The sequence below is a fragment of the Citrobacter sp. CK185 genome, assembly GCF_030333565.1.
GTDB lineage: Bacteria > Pseudomonadota > Gammaproteobacteria > Enterobacterales > Enterobacteriaceae > Citrobacter_B > Citrobacter_B koseri.
In genome coordinates this window covers 143,693-158,037 of the sequence record NZ_JAOWFR010000025.1, presented here as the reverse complement: position 1 = coordinate 158,037, position 14,345 = coordinate 143,693, and the positions used below count along the sequence as shown (strand labels likewise).

14 protein-coding genes are annotated in these 14,345 nt (G+C 53.3%); 13 read left to right on the top strand and 1 reads right to left on the bottom strand.

Translation table 11 applies throughout. From position 1 onward, the window contains the following. Nucleotides 1-306 precede the first annotated feature (306 nt). The 7 genes from astC to ves all read left to right on the top strand — a co-directional run bounded on the left by astC (nucleotide 307) and on the right by ves (nucleotide 7,895). The gene (gene astC / locus OGV79_RS13200; RefSeq protein WP_286468570.1) at nucleotides 307-1,527 is read left to right on the top strand and encodes a succinylornithine/acetylornithine transaminase; all 1,221 of its coding nucleotides are present in this window, start codon (nucleotides 307-309) and stop codon (nucleotides 1,525-1,527) included. Continuing rightward, nucleotides 1,524-2,558, top strand: coding sequence for an arginine N-succinyltransferase (astA, locus tag OGV79_RS13195; protein WP_104868736.1), 1,035 nt, complete (start codon nucleotides 1,524-1,526; stop codon nucleotides 2,556-2,558). The genes astC and astA overlap by 4 nt, the downstream gene beginning before the upstream one ends. Then, nucleotides 2,555-4,033, top strand: coding sequence for a succinylglutamate-semialdehyde dehydrogenase (gene astD / locus OGV79_RS13190; protein ID WP_286468569.1), 1,479 nt, complete (start codon nucleotides 2,555-2,557; stop codon nucleotides 4,031-4,033). Before astA ends, astD begins: the two co-directional genes overlap by 4 nt. Beyond that, nucleotides 4,030-5,373 (top strand): N-succinylarginine dihydrolase, encoded by a 1,344-nt coding sequence (gene astB, locus OGV79_RS13185; RefSeq protein WP_286468567.1) that lies wholly within the window; start codon nucleotides 4,030-4,032, stop codon nucleotides 5,371-5,373. Before astD ends, astB begins: the two co-directional genes overlap by 4 nt. Then, the gene (gene astE, locus OGV79_RS13180; RefSeq protein WP_286468565.1) at nucleotides 5,366-6,334 is read left to right on the top strand and encodes a succinylglutamate desuccinylase; all 969 of its coding nucleotides are present in this window, start codon (nucleotides 5,366-5,368) and stop codon (nucleotides 6,332-6,334) included. The genes astB and astE overlap by 8 nt, the downstream gene beginning before the upstream one ends. Before the next feature lie 324 nt (nucleotides 6,335-6,658). Further along, nucleotides 6,659-7,147, top strand: a complete 489-nt coding sequence (spy, locus tag OGV79_RS13175; protein ID WP_047457387.1) for an ATP-independent periplasmic protein-refolding chaperone Spy — start codon at nucleotides 6,659-6,661, stop codon at nucleotides 7,145-7,147. 172 nt (nucleotides 7,148-7,319) lie between these two features. Next, nucleotides 7,320-7,895: an environmental stress-induced protein Ves gene (gene ves, locus OGV79_RS13170; RefSeq protein WP_047457383.1), complete on the top strand. Its 576-nt coding sequence runs from the start codon at nucleotides 7,320-7,322 to the stop codon at nucleotides 7,893-7,895. 246 nt (nucleotides 7,896-8,141) lie between these two features. On the opposite strand, the gene nadE is transcribed toward ves, so the two are convergent. Beyond that, complete coding sequence (gene nadE, locus OGV79_RS13165; protein WP_104868732.1) at nucleotides 8,142-8,972, bottom strand: NAD(+) synthase; 831 nt, start codon at nucleotides 8,970-8,972, stop codon at nucleotides 8,142-8,144. 228 nt (nucleotides 8,973-9,200) lie between these two features. On the opposite strand from nadE, the gene osmE reads away from it, so the two are divergent. The 6 genes from osmE to OGV79_RS13135 all read left to right on the top strand — a co-directional run bounded on the left by osmE (nucleotide 9,201) and on the right by OGV79_RS13135 (nucleotide 14,338). After that, nucleotides 9,201-9,542, top strand: coding sequence for an osmotically-inducible lipoprotein OsmE (gene osmE / locus OGV79_RS13160; protein ID WP_012132630.1), 342 nt, complete (start codon nucleotides 9,201-9,203; stop codon nucleotides 9,540-9,542). A 300-nt stretch (nucleotides 9,543-9,842) separates the two neighbouring features. Next, a complete protein-coding gene (gene chbB / locus OGV79_RS13155; RefSeq protein ID WP_024130389.1) occupies nucleotides 9,843-10,163 on the top strand; it encodes a PTS N,N'-diacetylchitobiose transporter subunit IIB in 321 nt (106 codons plus the stop codon). A gap of 86 nt (nucleotides 10,164-10,249) precedes the next feature. Further along, a complete protein-coding gene (gene chbC, locus OGV79_RS13150) occupies nucleotides 10,250-11,608 on the top strand; it encodes a PTS N,N'-diacetylchitobiose transporter subunit IIC (RefSeq protein WP_012132628.1) in 1,359 nt (452 codons plus the stop codon). A gap of 50 nt (nucleotides 11,609-11,658) precedes the next feature. After that, entirely contained in the window at nucleotides 11,659-12,009 is a 351-nt protein-coding gene (gene chbA / locus OGV79_RS13145; RefSeq protein ID WP_012132627.1) for a PTS N,N'-diacetylchitobiose transporter subunit IIA, read from the top strand. 7 nt (nucleotides 12,010-12,016) lie between these two features. Beyond that, entirely contained in the window at nucleotides 12,017-12,859 is an 843-nt protein-coding gene (chbR, locus tag OGV79_RS13140) for a transcriptional regulator ChbR (protein ID WP_012132626.1), read from the top strand. A gap of 123 nt (nucleotides 12,860-12,982) precedes the next feature. Next, nucleotides 12,983-14,338 (top strand): 6-phospho-beta-glucosidase, encoded by a 1,356-nt coding sequence (locus tag OGV79_RS13135; RefSeq protein ID WP_112002380.1) that lies wholly within the window; start codon nucleotides 12,983-12,985, stop codon nucleotides 14,336-14,338. The last annotated feature ends 7 nt before the right edge of the window (nucleotides 14,339-14,345 follow it).

Genomic DNA, 14,345 nt, shown 5'->3' with positions numbered 1-14,345 from the left:
GAGTGCGTCATAACGATGCAATAATTTCCGATAAATTTCGTCTACGATCACAATTCCAGAATTATATTTGGCGACTGAATAATATTTCGATTTTTCCTCTTATTTGTTCTTTTCTTCGCAAATATATTCACTTTTTATGCAGCAATAGTGAATACCGGCGGGTTGTAACCCGTTGATTTTTCGTTTCCAAAACCGGTTTATGCATTTTTTCCTCTGGCTGGCACGAACAGTGCAATCTACATTTACAGCGCAAACACTCATTTTATTAACATATAAATAACTTTTTATTTACCGGAAGAGGTCGCTATGTCTCTGTCAATTACGCGTGAAAATTTTGATGAATGGATGATGCCGGTCTATGCCCCGGCACCTTTTATTCCGGTTCGTGGAGAAGGCTCACGCCTGTGGGATCAGCAGGGGAAAGAGTATATCGACTTCGCCGGGGGAATTGCGGTGAATGCGCTCGGCCATGCGCACCCGGCTTTACGCGAGGCGCTGAATGAGCAGGCGAGCAAATTCTGGCATACCGGAAATGGCTACACCAACGAGCCGGTGCTGCGACTGGCGAAGATGCTGATTGACGCCACCTTTGCTGAACGCGTCTTCTTCTGTAACTCCGGCGCGGAGGCCAACGAAGCGGCGCTGAAACTGGCGCGTAAGTATGCGCACGATCGTTTTGGCACGCATAAAAGCGGGATTGTGGCATTCAAAAATGCCTTTCATGGCCGCACGCTGTTTACCGTCAGCGCAGGCGGGCAGCCCGCGTATTCACAGGATTTCGCTCCGCTGCCGCCGGATATCCGCCATGCCGTGTATAACGATCTCAACGCGGCCAGCGAACTGATTGATGACACGACATGCGCGGTGATCGTGGAGCCCATGCAGGGCGAAGGGGGCGTGCTTCCGGCCACGAAAGCATTCTTACAGGGGCTGCGTGAATTGTGCGACCGACACAATGCCTTGCTGATTTTTGATGAAGTACAAACGGGGGTTGGGCGTACCGGCGAGCTGTATGCCTACATGCATTATGGCGTCACCCCCGATCTGCTCACCACTGCGAAAGCGCTGGGCGGCGGTTTCCCCATCGGGGCGCTGTTGGCCACTGAAAAATGCGCCTGCGTGATGACGGTAGGCACTCACGGAACCACCTACGGCGGCAACCCGCTGGCTTCTGCGGTGGCGGGAAAGCTGCTGGAAATCGTCAATACGCCGGAAATGCTGAACGGCGTTAAGCAACGCCATGACGGGTTTGTCGAACGCCTGAACGCCATAAATGAACGCTTCGGATTGTTCAGTGAAATTCGTGGACTGGGGCTGCTTATTGGCTGCGTTCTGGAGGCTGAGTTTGCCGGAAAAGCTAAACTTATTTCACAGGAAGCCGCAAAAGCCGGAGTGATGGTGTTGATTGCGGGCGCTAACGTGGTGCGTTTCGCACCTGCGTTAAACGTCAGCAAAGAGGAAGTGGCAACCGGGCTGGATCGCTTTGCGCTGGCCTGTGAACGCATCAAAGCAGGAGGTTCGTCATGATGGTGATCCGCCCCGTCGAACGACGTGATGTCAGTGCGTTGATGCAGCTTGCCAGTAAAACCGGCGGCGGCCTGACCTCTCTGCCAGCAGATGAAGCGACGCTGACGTCGCGTATTGAGCGCGCGCTAAAAACGTGGCGTGGCGAACTGCCGAAAAGCGAACAGGGTTACGTGTTCGTGCTGGAGGATAGCGATACGGGAAGCGTTGCGGGAATTTGTGCGATTGAGGTGGCCGTGGGGTTGAACGATCCCTGGTACAACTATCGCGTTGGCACGCTGGTGCATGCTTCTAAAGAGCTGAATGTCTATAACGCGCTGCCGACGCTGTTCCTCAGTAACGATCACACCGGGAGCAGCGAACTGTGCACGCTGTTCCTCGATCCCGACTGGCGCAAAGAGGGCAACGGCTATTTGCTCTCTAAATCACGCTTTATGTTTATGGCGGCGTTTCGCGACAAATTTAATGAAAAGGTTGTGGCGGAAATGCGCGGCGTGATCGACGAACACGGCTACTCGCCGTTCTGGGAAAGCCTGGGAGAACGCTTTTTTTCCATGGAATTCAGCCGGGCAGACTATTTATGCGGCACCGGGCAGAAGGCGTTTATTGCTGAACTGATGCCGAAGCACCCTATTTACACCCATTTCTTATCGGAAGACGCGCAGGCGGTGATTGGCGAAGTACATCCGCAAACGGCGCCAGCCAGAACGGTACTGGAGAAAGAAGGTTTCCGCTACCGCAACTATATCGACATTTTCGACGGCGGCCCGACGCTGGAGTGCGACATTGATCGGGTTCGGGCAATCCGTAAAAGCCGCCTGCTGGACGTGGTGGAAGGCCAGCCCGCGCCGGGCGAGTTTCCGGCGTGTCTGGTCGCCAATGAAAATTATCATCATTTTCGCGCCATGCTGATTCGTACCGACCCGGATACGCAACGTCTGGTGCTGACTGCGGCGCAACTTGATGCGCTCAAATGCCACGCGGGAGATCGCGTTCGTCTGGTACGTCTTTGCGCTGAGGAGAAAACCGCATGACTTTATGGATAAATGGCGACTGGGTAACTGGTCAGGGGGAGCGCCGGGTCAAAACGAATCCGGTGAATGGTGAAGTGCTCTGGCAGGGCAGCGACGCGGATGCGACACAGGTCGCTGAGGCAGGGCGTGCGGCGCGTGCGGCGTTTCCGGCCTGGGCCAGGCTGCCTTTCGCCGCGCGACAGGCCATCGTGGAAAAATTTGCCGCCTTGCTGGAGGTTCATAAAGCGGAGTTGACGGCAATTATTGCGCGAGAAACCGGGAAGCCTCGCTGGGAAGCGGCGACGGAAGTGACGGCGATGATCAATAAAATCGCTATCTCGGTGAAGGCATACCATGCCCGGACGGGAGAACAACAAAGCGAATTGCCGGACGGGGCGGCGACATTGCGCCATCGTCCGCATGGCGTGCTGGCGGTGTTTGGCCCATACAATTTTCCCGGCCATTTACCCAACGGCCATATCGTTCCGGCGCTGCTGGCCGGAAATACCCTGATTTTTAAACCGAGCGAGCTAACGCCGTGGACTGGCGAAGCGGTGATGAAACTGTGGCAACAGGCGGGGGTGCCGCCAGGCGTACTCAACCTGGTGCAAGGAGGGCGCGAAACGGGACAGGCGCTCAGCGCGCTGGATGCGCTTGACGGTCTGCTCTTTACCGGCAGCGCGAATACGGGGTATCAGTTGCACCGTCAGTTATCCGGGCAACCGGAAAAAATCCTGGCGCTGGAAATGGGAGGGAATAACCCGCTCATCATTGAGAATCCAGAGGACATTGATGCGGCGGTACACCTCACGATTCAGTCGGCGTTTGTCACCGCCGGACAGCGCTGCACCTGCGCCCGCCGTTTGCTGGTGAAACGCGGGGAACAGGGCGACGCGTTTCTGGCGCGCCTGCTGGAGGTGAGTCAGCGTTTAACGCCGGGTGAGTGGGATGATGAACCGCAGCCGTTCATCGGCGGGCTGATTTCCGAACCGGCTGCGCGTCATGTGTATGAGGCCTGGCAGCGTCTTGAGGCGATGGGCGGACGAACGCTGCTGGCCCCACGTATGCTGAAAGCGGGAACGTCCTTGTTAACGCCGGGCATTATCGAAATGACCAGCGTGAAGCAGGTCCCGGATGACGAGGTGTTTGGCCCGTTATTGAGCGTCTGGCGCTATGAGCGCTTTGATGAAGCCATTCGTATGGCGAATAACACCCGCTTCGGTTTGTCGTGCGGGCTGGTGTCTCCCGATCGTAAGCAGTTCGACCAGCTACTGCTGGAGGCGCGTGCGGGTATTGTTAACTGGAACAAACCGCTGACCGGAGCGGCCAGCACGGCGCCGTTTGGCGGCGTTGGCGCGTCGGGGAACCATCGCCCCAGCGCGTGGTATGCGGCAGATTATTGCGCCTGGCCGATGGCGAGCCTGGAATCGCCGACGCTTGTACTGCCCGATTCGCTCAGTCCGGGGCTGGACTTCTCTCGCGAGGAACCAGTATGAAAGCGCATGAAGTGAATTTTGACGGCCTGGTGGGGTTAACCCACCACTATGCCGGGCTGTCCTTTGGTAACGAGGCGTCGATACAGCATCGCTTTCAGGTGTCGAATCCCCGCCTGGCGGCGAAGCAGGGCTTACTCAAGATGAAAGCGCTGGCGGATGCGGGGTTCCCTCAGGCGGTCATCCCCCCGCACGAGCGGCCGTTTATTCCCGTGCTTCGTCAGCTAGGTTTTAGCGGGCAGGACGAGCAGGTGCTGGAGAAAGTGGCGCGCCAGGCACCTCACTGGCTCTCCAGCGTCAGCTCCGCTTCGCCGATGTGGGTGGCGAATGCGGCGACGGTATGTCCTTCAGCGGACGCGCTTGACGGCAAAGTGCATCTGACGGTGGCTAACCTGAACAACAAATTTCACCGCGCGCTGGAGGCACCGACCACGGCGTCTTTGTTGCGGGCCATCTTCTGCGACGCGCAGTTTTTCGCAGTGCACGACGCGCTGCCGCAGGTGGCGCTGCTGGGGGATGAAGGCGCTGCCAACCATAACCGGCTCGGCGGTGATTATGGCGCGCCGGGCATTCAGCTGTTTGTCTATGGGCGTGAAGAGGGCGTCGACACGCGTCCGGTGCGCTATCCGGCGCGGCAAACCCGCGAGGCCAGTGAAGCGGTGGCGCGTCTTAACCAGGTGAATCCGCATCAGGTTATCTTTGCCCGGCAGAATCCAGACGTTATCGATCTCGGCGTGTTCCACAATGATGTGATTGCGGTGTCGAACCGCCAGGTGCTGTTCTGCCATGAACAGGCGTTCGCAAAGCAGGGCGAGCTGATGCGCCAGCTCCGGTCGCGCGTGGCGGGATTTATGCCGCTTGAGGTGCCTGCCCGGGAGGTTTCTGTGCAGGATGCCGTCGCCACGTACCTGTTTAATAGTCAGCTTTTAAGCCGCGATGACGGCTCGATGGTGCTGGTTCTGCCGCAGGAGTGCCGGGAACATGCCGGTGTGTGGCGGTATCTGAACGCGTTGCTGGCGGCTGATAACCCCATCAGCGATCTGCGCGTGTTCGACCTGCGCGAAAGTATGGCGAACGGCGGCGGCCCGGCCTGTTTACGCTTGCGCGTGGTATTGACCGAGGATGAGCTGCGGGCGGTGAATCCGGCGGTGATGATGAACGATACCCTGTTCAGCACGCTCAATGACTGGGTGGATCGTTATTATCGCGACCGCCTCACCGCCGCCGATCTGGCCGATCCGCAATTGCTGCGTGAAGGGCGGGAGGCGCTTGATACGCTGACGCAACTGCTTAACCTGGGGTCGGTGTATCCCTTCCAGCAGGAGGGTGCAGGGAATGGATAACTTTCTGGCGCAGACGCTGGCAGGAATATCCCCCGATATTACGCAAGGGGAAACGGAGAGCTTTCACTGGCGCTGGCAGATGCCTGGTGTGCTTGAACTTACGCCTGCCGTTGAGGTTGACCGCGCTCTGGTGCTCTCTGCGGGCATCCACGGCAATGAAACGGCGCCTGTGGAAATGCTGGCCGCACTCCTTTCGGCGCTGTTTGAAGGGAAAATCCCCCTGCGCTGGCGATTGCTGGTGATTCTGGGGAATCCTACGGCGCTGGCCGAGGGGGTACGCTATTGCCATAGCGATATGAACCGTATGTTCGGCGGGCGCTGGCAGATGTTCGAGGAGAGCGGGGAAACGCTGCGCGCCCGCGAGCTGGAACAACTGCTGGAGGATTTTTATTCCCGCCGCAAAACGCGGATACGCTGGCATCTCGATCTGCATACTGCGATTCGCGGCTCCCGCCACGTTAGGTTTGGCGTTTTGCCGCAACGGTCGATCCCCTGGGATGAACACTTTTTGTCATGGCTGGGGGCGGCAGGGCTGGAGGCGCTGGTTTTTCATCAAACGCCGGGCGGCACCTTTACGCATTTTAGCTGTGAGCATTTTGGCGCGTTGTCCTGCACGCTAGAACTGGGCAAAGCGCTGCCGTTTGGGCATAACGATCTGACGCAATTTACCCCTACCGCGCAGGCGCTGGCGACGTTGCTGGCGGGAGAAAAGCCGATGGAAGGGGGAATAAGGCCGGTTCGCTATCGCGTGGTGGCGCAAATTACACGCCGCAGCGACGCGTTTGTTCTCTATATGGATAACCAGACGCTGAATTTCACGCCGTTCAAAGAAGGAACGCTACTGGCGCAGGATGGCGATGAACGGGTGATCGCTACCCATGATGTTGAATATGTGCTCTTTCCTAACCCTAATGTGGCCTGTGGCTTACGCGCTGGCCTGATGCTGGAAAAGCTCGCGTAATTATTTTCTCCCTCAGGCGAACGTCTGAGGGTCTTATTTTTGTGTGCTATCGCGATTTATTACGGATTAATCCTGGTAAACTGCTTTATTAATAGTCATCGGTCAGGTATAGTTCTTCATATTTCCTGCAAAATCATCCGCTTGTAATAAAATATTGCAACTCTCCTCGATTTATTCTTTTTTTCTTCATAATTGACGAAAAATTGTTTTTTACACTTTCATTGTTTTACCGTTGCTCTGACTAATTGACGATTAAGGCGGTAAAGTTTATCTCGTCAACACGGCGCTACGCCGAAAGAATAACTGAAAGGAAGGACATAGATTATGCGTAAATTAACTGCACTGTTTGTTGCCTCTACCCTGGCGCTGGGCGCTGCGAACCTGGCTCACGCGGCTGATACCACTACCGCTGCTCCGGCAGATGCGAAGCCGATGATGCACCACAAAGGCAAATTCGGTCCGCATCATGACATGATGTTCAAAGATTTGAACCTGACCGACGCGCAGAAACAGCAAATCCGCGACATCATGAAAGGTCAGCGTGACCAGATGAAACGTCCGCCGCTGGAAGAGCGCCGCGCAATGCACGATATCATCGCCAGCGACAGCTTCGATAAGGCGAAAGCCGAAGCGCAGATTGCGAAGATGGAAGAACAGCGCAAAGCCAATATGCTGGCGCACATGGAAACGCAGAATAAGATCTACAACATTCTGACGCCGGAACAGAAAAAACAGTTTAATGCCAATTTTGAGAAGCGTCTGACAGAACGTCCGGCGCCGGAAGGTAAAATGCCAACACCCCCTGCTGAGTAATCCCTCAGCGTTACGCTAACGCATTCAAGACCGCCGGTCCTGTTCACAACATCTCTTCTCGATGTGGACAGGATCGGCGGTTTTTCTTTTCTTCTCGTTAAGGTAAATCTTCACTGCTGCCGATAACAACAATGTGCCATATTATGGCGCTGCGTCCTTCTCGGGAGTGATAATGGAATACTTTGATATCCGTAAAATGCCGGTAAACCTCTGGCGCAATGGTGCGGGCGAAACGCGCGAGATTTGTTGTTTTCCTCCGGCGACGCGGGATTTTCACTGGCGCGCCAGTATTGCGTCTATCGCCGGGAACGGGGAGTTTTCCCTTTTTCCTGGGGTTGAGCGCGTTATTACGTTACTGGAAGGCGGAGAGGTGATGCTGGAAGGCGTGAATACGTTTACCCATACCCTCAAGCGACATCAGCCGTTCACGTTTGCAGGCGATAGCGTTGTGAAAGCCACGCTGTCGGAAGGGCAAATGTCGATGGATCTCAATATCATGACCCGACGCGATCGCTGTAAGGCGAAGGTCAGGGTTGCCGATCGCACGTTTACGACCTTCGGTTCGCGCGGTGGCGTTGTGTTTGTTATTAGCGGTGCCTGGCAACTGGGAGACAAACTCCTGACCGCCGATCAGGGCGCCTGCTGGCATGACGGGAAACACACGTTACGGTTGTTGAAGCCAGAAGGACAGCTGTTGTTTAGCGAGATTACGTGGTTGCCGGGTTATACGCCGGACACCGTCCAGTAAGTGCAACAGGACAGCGCCCGATGGCACTTCGCTTATCGGGCCTACGGGAGTTATGCAGAGATGTAGGCCGGATAAGACGGTACGTTCGCGCCCGATGGCGCTTCGCTTATCGGGCCTACGGGCGTTATACAGTGATGTAGGCCGGATAAGGCGGTACGTTCGCGCCCGATGGCGCTTCGCTTATCGGGCCTACGGGAGTTATGCAGTGATGTAGGCCGGATAAGACGGTATGTCGCCATCCGGCGATTATGATTTCTTCCAGAAATCGTCAAATACTGTAATGGGTGTGCGACGTTTGTGTTCCGTTCGGATATACCAACCTTCGATGATTTTCGCGACGCTGGCATCCAGCGTTTTCCCTTCCAGATAATCATCAATGTTGTCATAGGTGACGCCCAGCGCCGCTTCGTCCGGCAGAGAAGGGCGATCGTCTTCGAGATCCGCCGTTGGCGCTTTCTTATATAAATGTTCCGGGCAACCCAGCGCGGCGAGCAGCTGTTTTCCCTGGCGCTTGTTCAGACGGAAAAGCGGGTTAATATCGGTACCGCCATCGCCATATTTAGTGAAGAAACCCGTCACCGCTTCGGCGGCATGATCGGTGCCGACCACCACACCGTTGGTCATTCCGGCGATACTGTACTGTGCCTTCATGCGTTCGCGGGCTTTTTCGTTGCCGCGAACAAAATCGCTTAATTCAATGCCTGCTTCACGCAACGCCTGCTCGCTGGCCAGAACGGCGCCTTTAATATTGACGGTCAGGACTCTGTCCGGCTGAATAAACGCGATCGCATCCTGACAATCCTGCTCGTCGGCCTGCACGCCGAATGGCAGACGCACGGCAATAAATTGCAGGGCGTCGTTCCCTGTCTCTTCACGCAGTTCAGTAATTGCGGTCTGGCACAATTTGCCCGTCAGCGTCGAATCCTGCCCTCCGCTGATACCCAGTACCAGGGATTTCAGGAAGGGATATGTTTTCAGGTACGCTTTCAGGAAATCTACGCTACGGCGAATTTCCTCTTCTGCATTAATGTGCGGTTTTGCGCCAAGCGCCCGGATTATCTCTTGCTGTAGCGTCATTTAACCCCTCCGAAGATTTTCAGAATAAATATACTGCGTTAAAGCTAACGCTTTGCTCTCTAAACGACAAGACTCCACGGCCTGAGTGGCGCAATTTACGGCATTAAAACGACATCGTTTTGTTTAATTGGAATTTTCTGAAAGATTTGTTGCATCGATTGTGGGCTTGAAAAAAGCCCTGATGTATTCCAGGCTTATATAACACGCTGATAAACAAGAGGACGGAAAATGAACAAGAATATAGCAGGAATTCTGAGTGCAGCGGCGGTAATGACTATGCTGGCAGGGTGTACGGCGTACGATCGTACAAAAGACCAATTTGTCCAGCCTGTAGTAAAAGATGTGAAAAAAGGGATGAGCCGGTCGCAGGTTGAGCAGATTGCCGGTAAGCCTTCATCTGAAGTGAGCATGATTCACGCGCGCGGTACTTGCCAGACCTACATCCTGGGTCAACGTGATGGTAAAGCTGAAACCTATTTTGTCGCGCTGGATGACACTGGTCATGTGATTAACTCCGGCTACCAGAGCTGTGCAGAGTATGACACCGATCCGCAGGCTCCGAAGCAGTAACAACTGTATATTGCCTGAGCATATGTATGAACCGGCCTGTGTGCCGGTTTTTTTGTTCCTGGGATAATCTTATTTATTGTCGCGAAATATTTGCCTGAAATGTGAGAGGGGTCATAACACCAGGTCAATGAGAGACAATTTTGTTAGTCAAAGAAATACCATCCGCCAGTTCTATCCCGTATACTCATTTCAGCCACCTAAAAAAGTAAATTCGGTTACGCAAGTTGTCCAGTGCATGGATGCAGGTTAAGGCTTGCGGAATGGCTGGCTAACAGATAATCGCATATGAGGATCGTTTTTATGGAAAAGAAACACATTTATCTGTTTTGTTCTGCGGGCATGTCGACTTCTTTACTGGTATCGAAGATGCGCGCTCAGGCTGAGAAATATGAAGTGCCGGTTATTATTGAAGCATTTCCTGAGACGCTGGCAGGAGAAAAAGGTCTTTCAGCGGATGTCGTGTTATTAGGCCCACAAATTGCTTATATGTTACCCGAAATTCAGCGTTTGTTACCCAATAAACCTGTGGAAGTGATTGACTCGCTGCTGTACGGCAAAGTCGATGGTTTAGGCGTGCTTAAGGCTGCTGTCGCAGCAATTAAAAAAGCCGCCGCAAATTAATTTTTTGTTTTAATTTTTCCCGTCAAAGAGTTATTTCATAAACATTCACCGCAATATTTTATTGCGGTATTTAAGGGTATTTTTCTATGAGTAACGTCATTGCTTCACTTGAAAAGGTACTCCTTCCTTTTGCTGTTAAAATAGGAAAGCAGCCGCACGTTAATGCAATCAAAAACGGCTTTATTCGCTTAATGCCGTTAACCCTTGCGGGGGCCATGTTTGTATTAATCAACAACGTTTTCCTGAGCTTTGGGGAGGGGTCGTTTTTTTATTCTTTAGGCATTCGGCTTGATGCTTCCACCATTGAAACATTGAATGGCTTAAAAGGCATTGGCGGAAACGTCTATAACGGTACGCTCGGTATTATGTCGTTAATGGCGCCGTTCTTTATCGGAATGGCGCTGGCGGAAGAGCGTAAAGTTGATGCGCTGGCGGCGGGGCTGTTATCCGTGGCGGCCTTTATGACCGTTACGCCATATAGCGTAGGCGAAGCTTATGCGGTTGGCGCGAACTGGCTGGGCGGTGCGAATATTATCTCCGGTATTATTATCGGTCTGGTCGTGGCGGAAATGTTTACCTTTATTGTGCGCCGCAACTGGGTCATTAGATTACCGGACAGCGTCCCGGCGTCGGTTTCCCGTTCATTCTCGGCGTTAATTCCTGGCTTTATTATTCTCTCCATTATGGGGATCATTGCGTGGGCGCTGGCGAACTACGGTTCTAACTTCCACCAGATCATTATGGATACCATTTCTACGCCGCTGGCATCGCTGGGCAGCGTGGTTGGCTGGGCCTATGTGCTGTTTGTTCCGCTGCTGTGGTTCTTTGGTATTCACGGCTCGTTGGCATTGACCGCGCTGGACAGCGGTATTATGACCCCGTGGGCGCTGGAAAACATCGCCATCTATCAGCAGTTTGGTTCCGTGGATGCGGCGCTGGAAGCCGGGAAGACGTTCCACGTCTGGGCGAAACCGATGCTCGATTCCTATATTTTCCTCGGGGGGAGTGGCGCGACGCTGGGTCTGATTATCGCCATCTTCCTGGCCTCGCGTCGTGCGGATTACCGCCAGGTAGCAAAACTGGCGCTGCCGTCCGGTATCTTCCAGATTAACGAACCGATTCTGTTCGGCCTGCCGATTATTATGAACCCGGTGATGTTTATCCCGTTCATTCTGGTTCAGCCGATTCTGGCCGCCATTACGCTGATTGCGTATTACCTGGGGATTATCCCGCCGATTACCAACATCGCGCCGTGGACGATGCCAACCGGTCTGGGAGCGTTCTTTAACACCAACGGCAGCGTTGCCGCTCTGCTGGTCGCACTGTTCAACCTGGGCGTCGCGACGCTGATTTATCTGCCTTTCGTGGTTGTCGCCAACAAAGCGCAGAATGCAATTGAGCAAGAAGAAAGCGAAGAAGAAATCGCTAACGCACTGAAATTTTAAATTTAATCCGGCATGGTCTCTCCATGCCGGGCTGAACCAGAGGAAAACGTATGTTGGATCTCGAAAACGTAGCGGGTACGCCGTCAGAGGCTGAAGAACTCGAAGAAGTGGTGATGGGGCTTATCATCAACTCCGGTCAGGCGCGCAGCCTGGCTTATGCGGCGCTGAAACAGGCCAAGCAGGGTGATTTTGCTGCGGCAAAAACGATGATGGAGCAGTCGCGGATGGCGCTCAATGAAGCGCATCTCGTGCAGACGAAACTGATTGAAGGCGATCAGGGCGAAGGTAAAATGAAAGTCAGCCTGGTGCTGGTTCATGCTCAGGATCACCTGATGACGTCGATGTTAGCGCGGGAACTGGTTACAGAGTTAATCGAGCTTCACGAGAAGCTGGAACAGTGAGGGATAAATGATGCAGCTACAGGTTAACGCACCGGAGATCGCCACCGCTCGTGAGCAACAGCTTTTTAACGGCAAGAATTTCCATGTGTTTATCTATAACAAAACTGAGAGCATCAGTGGGCTGCATCAGCATGATTATTATGAATTCACCCTGGTGTTAACGGGGCGCTACTATCAGGAAATCAACGGCAAACGTGTGCTGCTGGAGCGTGGTGATTTCGTGTTTATCCCGTTGGGATCGCACCACCAGAGTTTCTATGAGTTCGGCGCCACGCGTATTCTTAACGTTGGTATCAGTAAGCGTTTTTTTGAACAACACTATCATCCTTTATTACCGTTTTGTTTTGTTGCGTCTCAGGTATACCGGGTCAACAGCGCTTTTCTGACTTATATTGAAACGGTTATCGCGTCGCTGAACTTCCGGGGAAACGGGTTAGATGAGTTTGTAGAAGTGGTCACCTTCTACATCATTAACCGGCTGCGCCATCACCGTGAAGAGCAGGTGATTGACGATATTCCGCAATGGCTGAAAGCGACCGTGGAGACAATGCACGACAAAACGCAGTTTGGTGAAAACGCGCTGGAAAATATGGTGCACCTGTCCGCAAAATCTCAGGAGTATCTGACCCGCGCAACGCAGCGTTATTACAGCAAAACGCCAATGCAGATTATTAATGAGATCCGTATTAATTTTGCGAAAAAACAGCTGGAAATGACCAACTACTCCGTAACGGATATAGCATATGAGGCGGGTTACAGTAGCCCAAGTCTGTTTATTAAAACGTTTAAAAAGCTGACCTCATTTACACCGAACAGTTATCGTAAAAAATTAACTGAATTTAATCAGTAAACAATATTGACCTGACAACACGATTTTATCGCTTGCCCTGAATAGCGCGGGACGCCCGCGCCATACCTGACGAACGGGCAGAGCGTAATACACGCCAGTGTTTTTACACTGAAGGGAGAAAGTATGAGCCAGAAATTAAAAGTCGTCACGATTGGTGGCGGGAGCAGCTACACCCCTGAATTACTGGAAGGTTTTATTAAGCGTTATCATGAATTGCCGGTTTCTGAATTATGGCTGGTGGATGTTGAAGACGGAAAAGAGAAGCTGGATATTATTTTTGACCTCTGTCAGCGCATGATCGACAAAGCCGGTGTCCCGCTGAAATTATACAAAACGCTGGATCGTCGCGAGGCTTTGCAAGGGGCAGATTTCGTCACTACGCAACTGCGCGTGGGCCAGCTGAAGGCCCGTGAACAGGATGAACGCATTCCGCTAAGTCACGGGTATCTGGGGCAAGAGACCAACGGCGCAGGCGGCCTGTTCAAAGGGCTACGCACCATCCCGGTTATCTTTGATATCGTGAAAGATGTTGAAGAACTGTGCCCGAACGCGTGGGTTATTAACTTCACTAACCCGGCAGGCATGGTGACAGAAGCGGTTTATCGCCACACCCACTTTAAGAAATTCATCGGCGTATGCAATATCCCCGTGGGGATGAAAATGTTCATCCATGACGTGCTGGCATTGCAAGACAGCGACGATCTGTCGATCGACCTGTTTGGCCTCAACCACATGGTGTTCATTAAAGACGTACTGGTGAATGGCGAATCGCGCTTTGCTGAACTGCTGGATGGCGTGGCGTCCGGGCAGTTAAAAGCGTCAACGGTGAAAAATATTTTTGACCTGCCGTTTAGCGAAGGGCTTATTCGCTCGCTGAATATGCTGCCGTGCTCCTACCTGCTTTACTACTTCAAGCAAAAAGAGATGCTGGCGATTGAAATTGGCGAATACTATAAAGGCGGTGCGCGCGCTCAGGTGGTGCAGAAGGTTGAGAAACAGCTCTTCGAGCTTTATAAAAATCCAGAGCTGAATATCAAACCGAAAGAGCTGGAGCAGCGCGGTGGGGCTTACTATTCCGACGCCGCATGTGAAGTGATTAACGCTATCTATAACGATAAGCAGACGGAACACTACGTTAATATCCCGCATCATGGTCATGTGGATAATATCCCTGCTGACTGGGCGGTGGAGATGACCTGCACATTAGGGCGGAATGGGGCGACGCCGCACCCGCGCATCACGCATTTCGATGAAAAAGTGCTGGGCCTCATCTATACCATCAAAGGGTTTGAAGTCGCAGCCAGTAAGGCGGCGCTGAGCGGCGAGTTCAATGATGTGCTGTTAGCGCTTAACCTGAGCCCGCTGGTGCACTCCGATCGCGATGCGGAAACCCTGGCGCGGGAGTTGATTCTGGCCCACGAGAAGTGGCTGCCGAATTTTGCGGAATGCATCGAGAAACTCAAAGGCGCACAACACTAACAGAGGT

Coding starts and splice junctions, on each gene's coding strand:
- astC (WP_286468570.1), top strand. CDS start 307: ATGTCTCTGTCAATTACGCGTGAAAATTTTGATGAATGGATGATGCCG.
- astA (WP_104868736.1), top strand. CDS start 1,524: ATGATGGTGATCCGCCCCGTCGAACGACGTGATGTCAGTGCGTTGATG.
- astD (WP_286468569.1), top strand. CDS start 2,555: ATGACTTTATGGATAAATGGCGACTGGGTAACTGGTCAGGGGGAGCGC.
- astB (WP_286468567.1), top strand. CDS start 4,030: ATGAAAGCGCATGAAGTGAATTTTGACGGCCTGGTGGGGTTAACCCAC.
- astE (WP_286468565.1), top strand. CDS start 5,366: ATGGATAACTTTCTGGCGCAGACGCTGGCAGGAATATCCCCCGATATT.
- spy (WP_047457387.1), top strand. CDS start 6,659: ATGCGTAAATTAACTGCACTGTTTGTTGCCTCTACCCTGGCGCTGGGC.
- ves (WP_047457383.1), top strand. CDS start 7,320: ATGGAATACTTTGATATCCGTAAAATGCCGGTAAACCTCTGGCGCAAT.
- nadE (WP_104868732.1), bottom strand. CDS start 8,972: ATGACGCTACAGCAAGAGATAATCCGGGCGCTTGGCGCAAAACCGCAC.
- osmE (WP_012132630.1), top strand. CDS start 9,201: ATGAACAAGAATATAGCAGGAATTCTGAGTGCAGCGGCGGTAATGACT.
- chbB (WP_024130389.1), top strand. CDS start 9,843: ATGGAAAAGAAACACATTTATCTGTTTTGTTCTGCGGGCATGTCGACT.
- chbC (WP_012132628.1), top strand. CDS start 10,250: ATGAGTAACGTCATTGCTTCACTTGAAAAGGTACTCCTTCCTTTTGCT.
- chbA (WP_012132627.1), top strand. CDS start 11,659: ATGTTGGATCTCGAAAACGTAGCGGGTACGCCGTCAGAGGCTGAAGAA.
- chbR (WP_012132626.1), top strand. CDS start 12,017: ATGATGCAGCTACAGGTTAACGCACCGGAGATCGCCACCGCTCGTGAG.
- OGV79_RS13135 (WP_112002380.1), top strand. CDS start 12,983: ATGAGCCAGAAATTAAAAGTCGTCACGATTGGTGGCGGGAGCAGCTAC.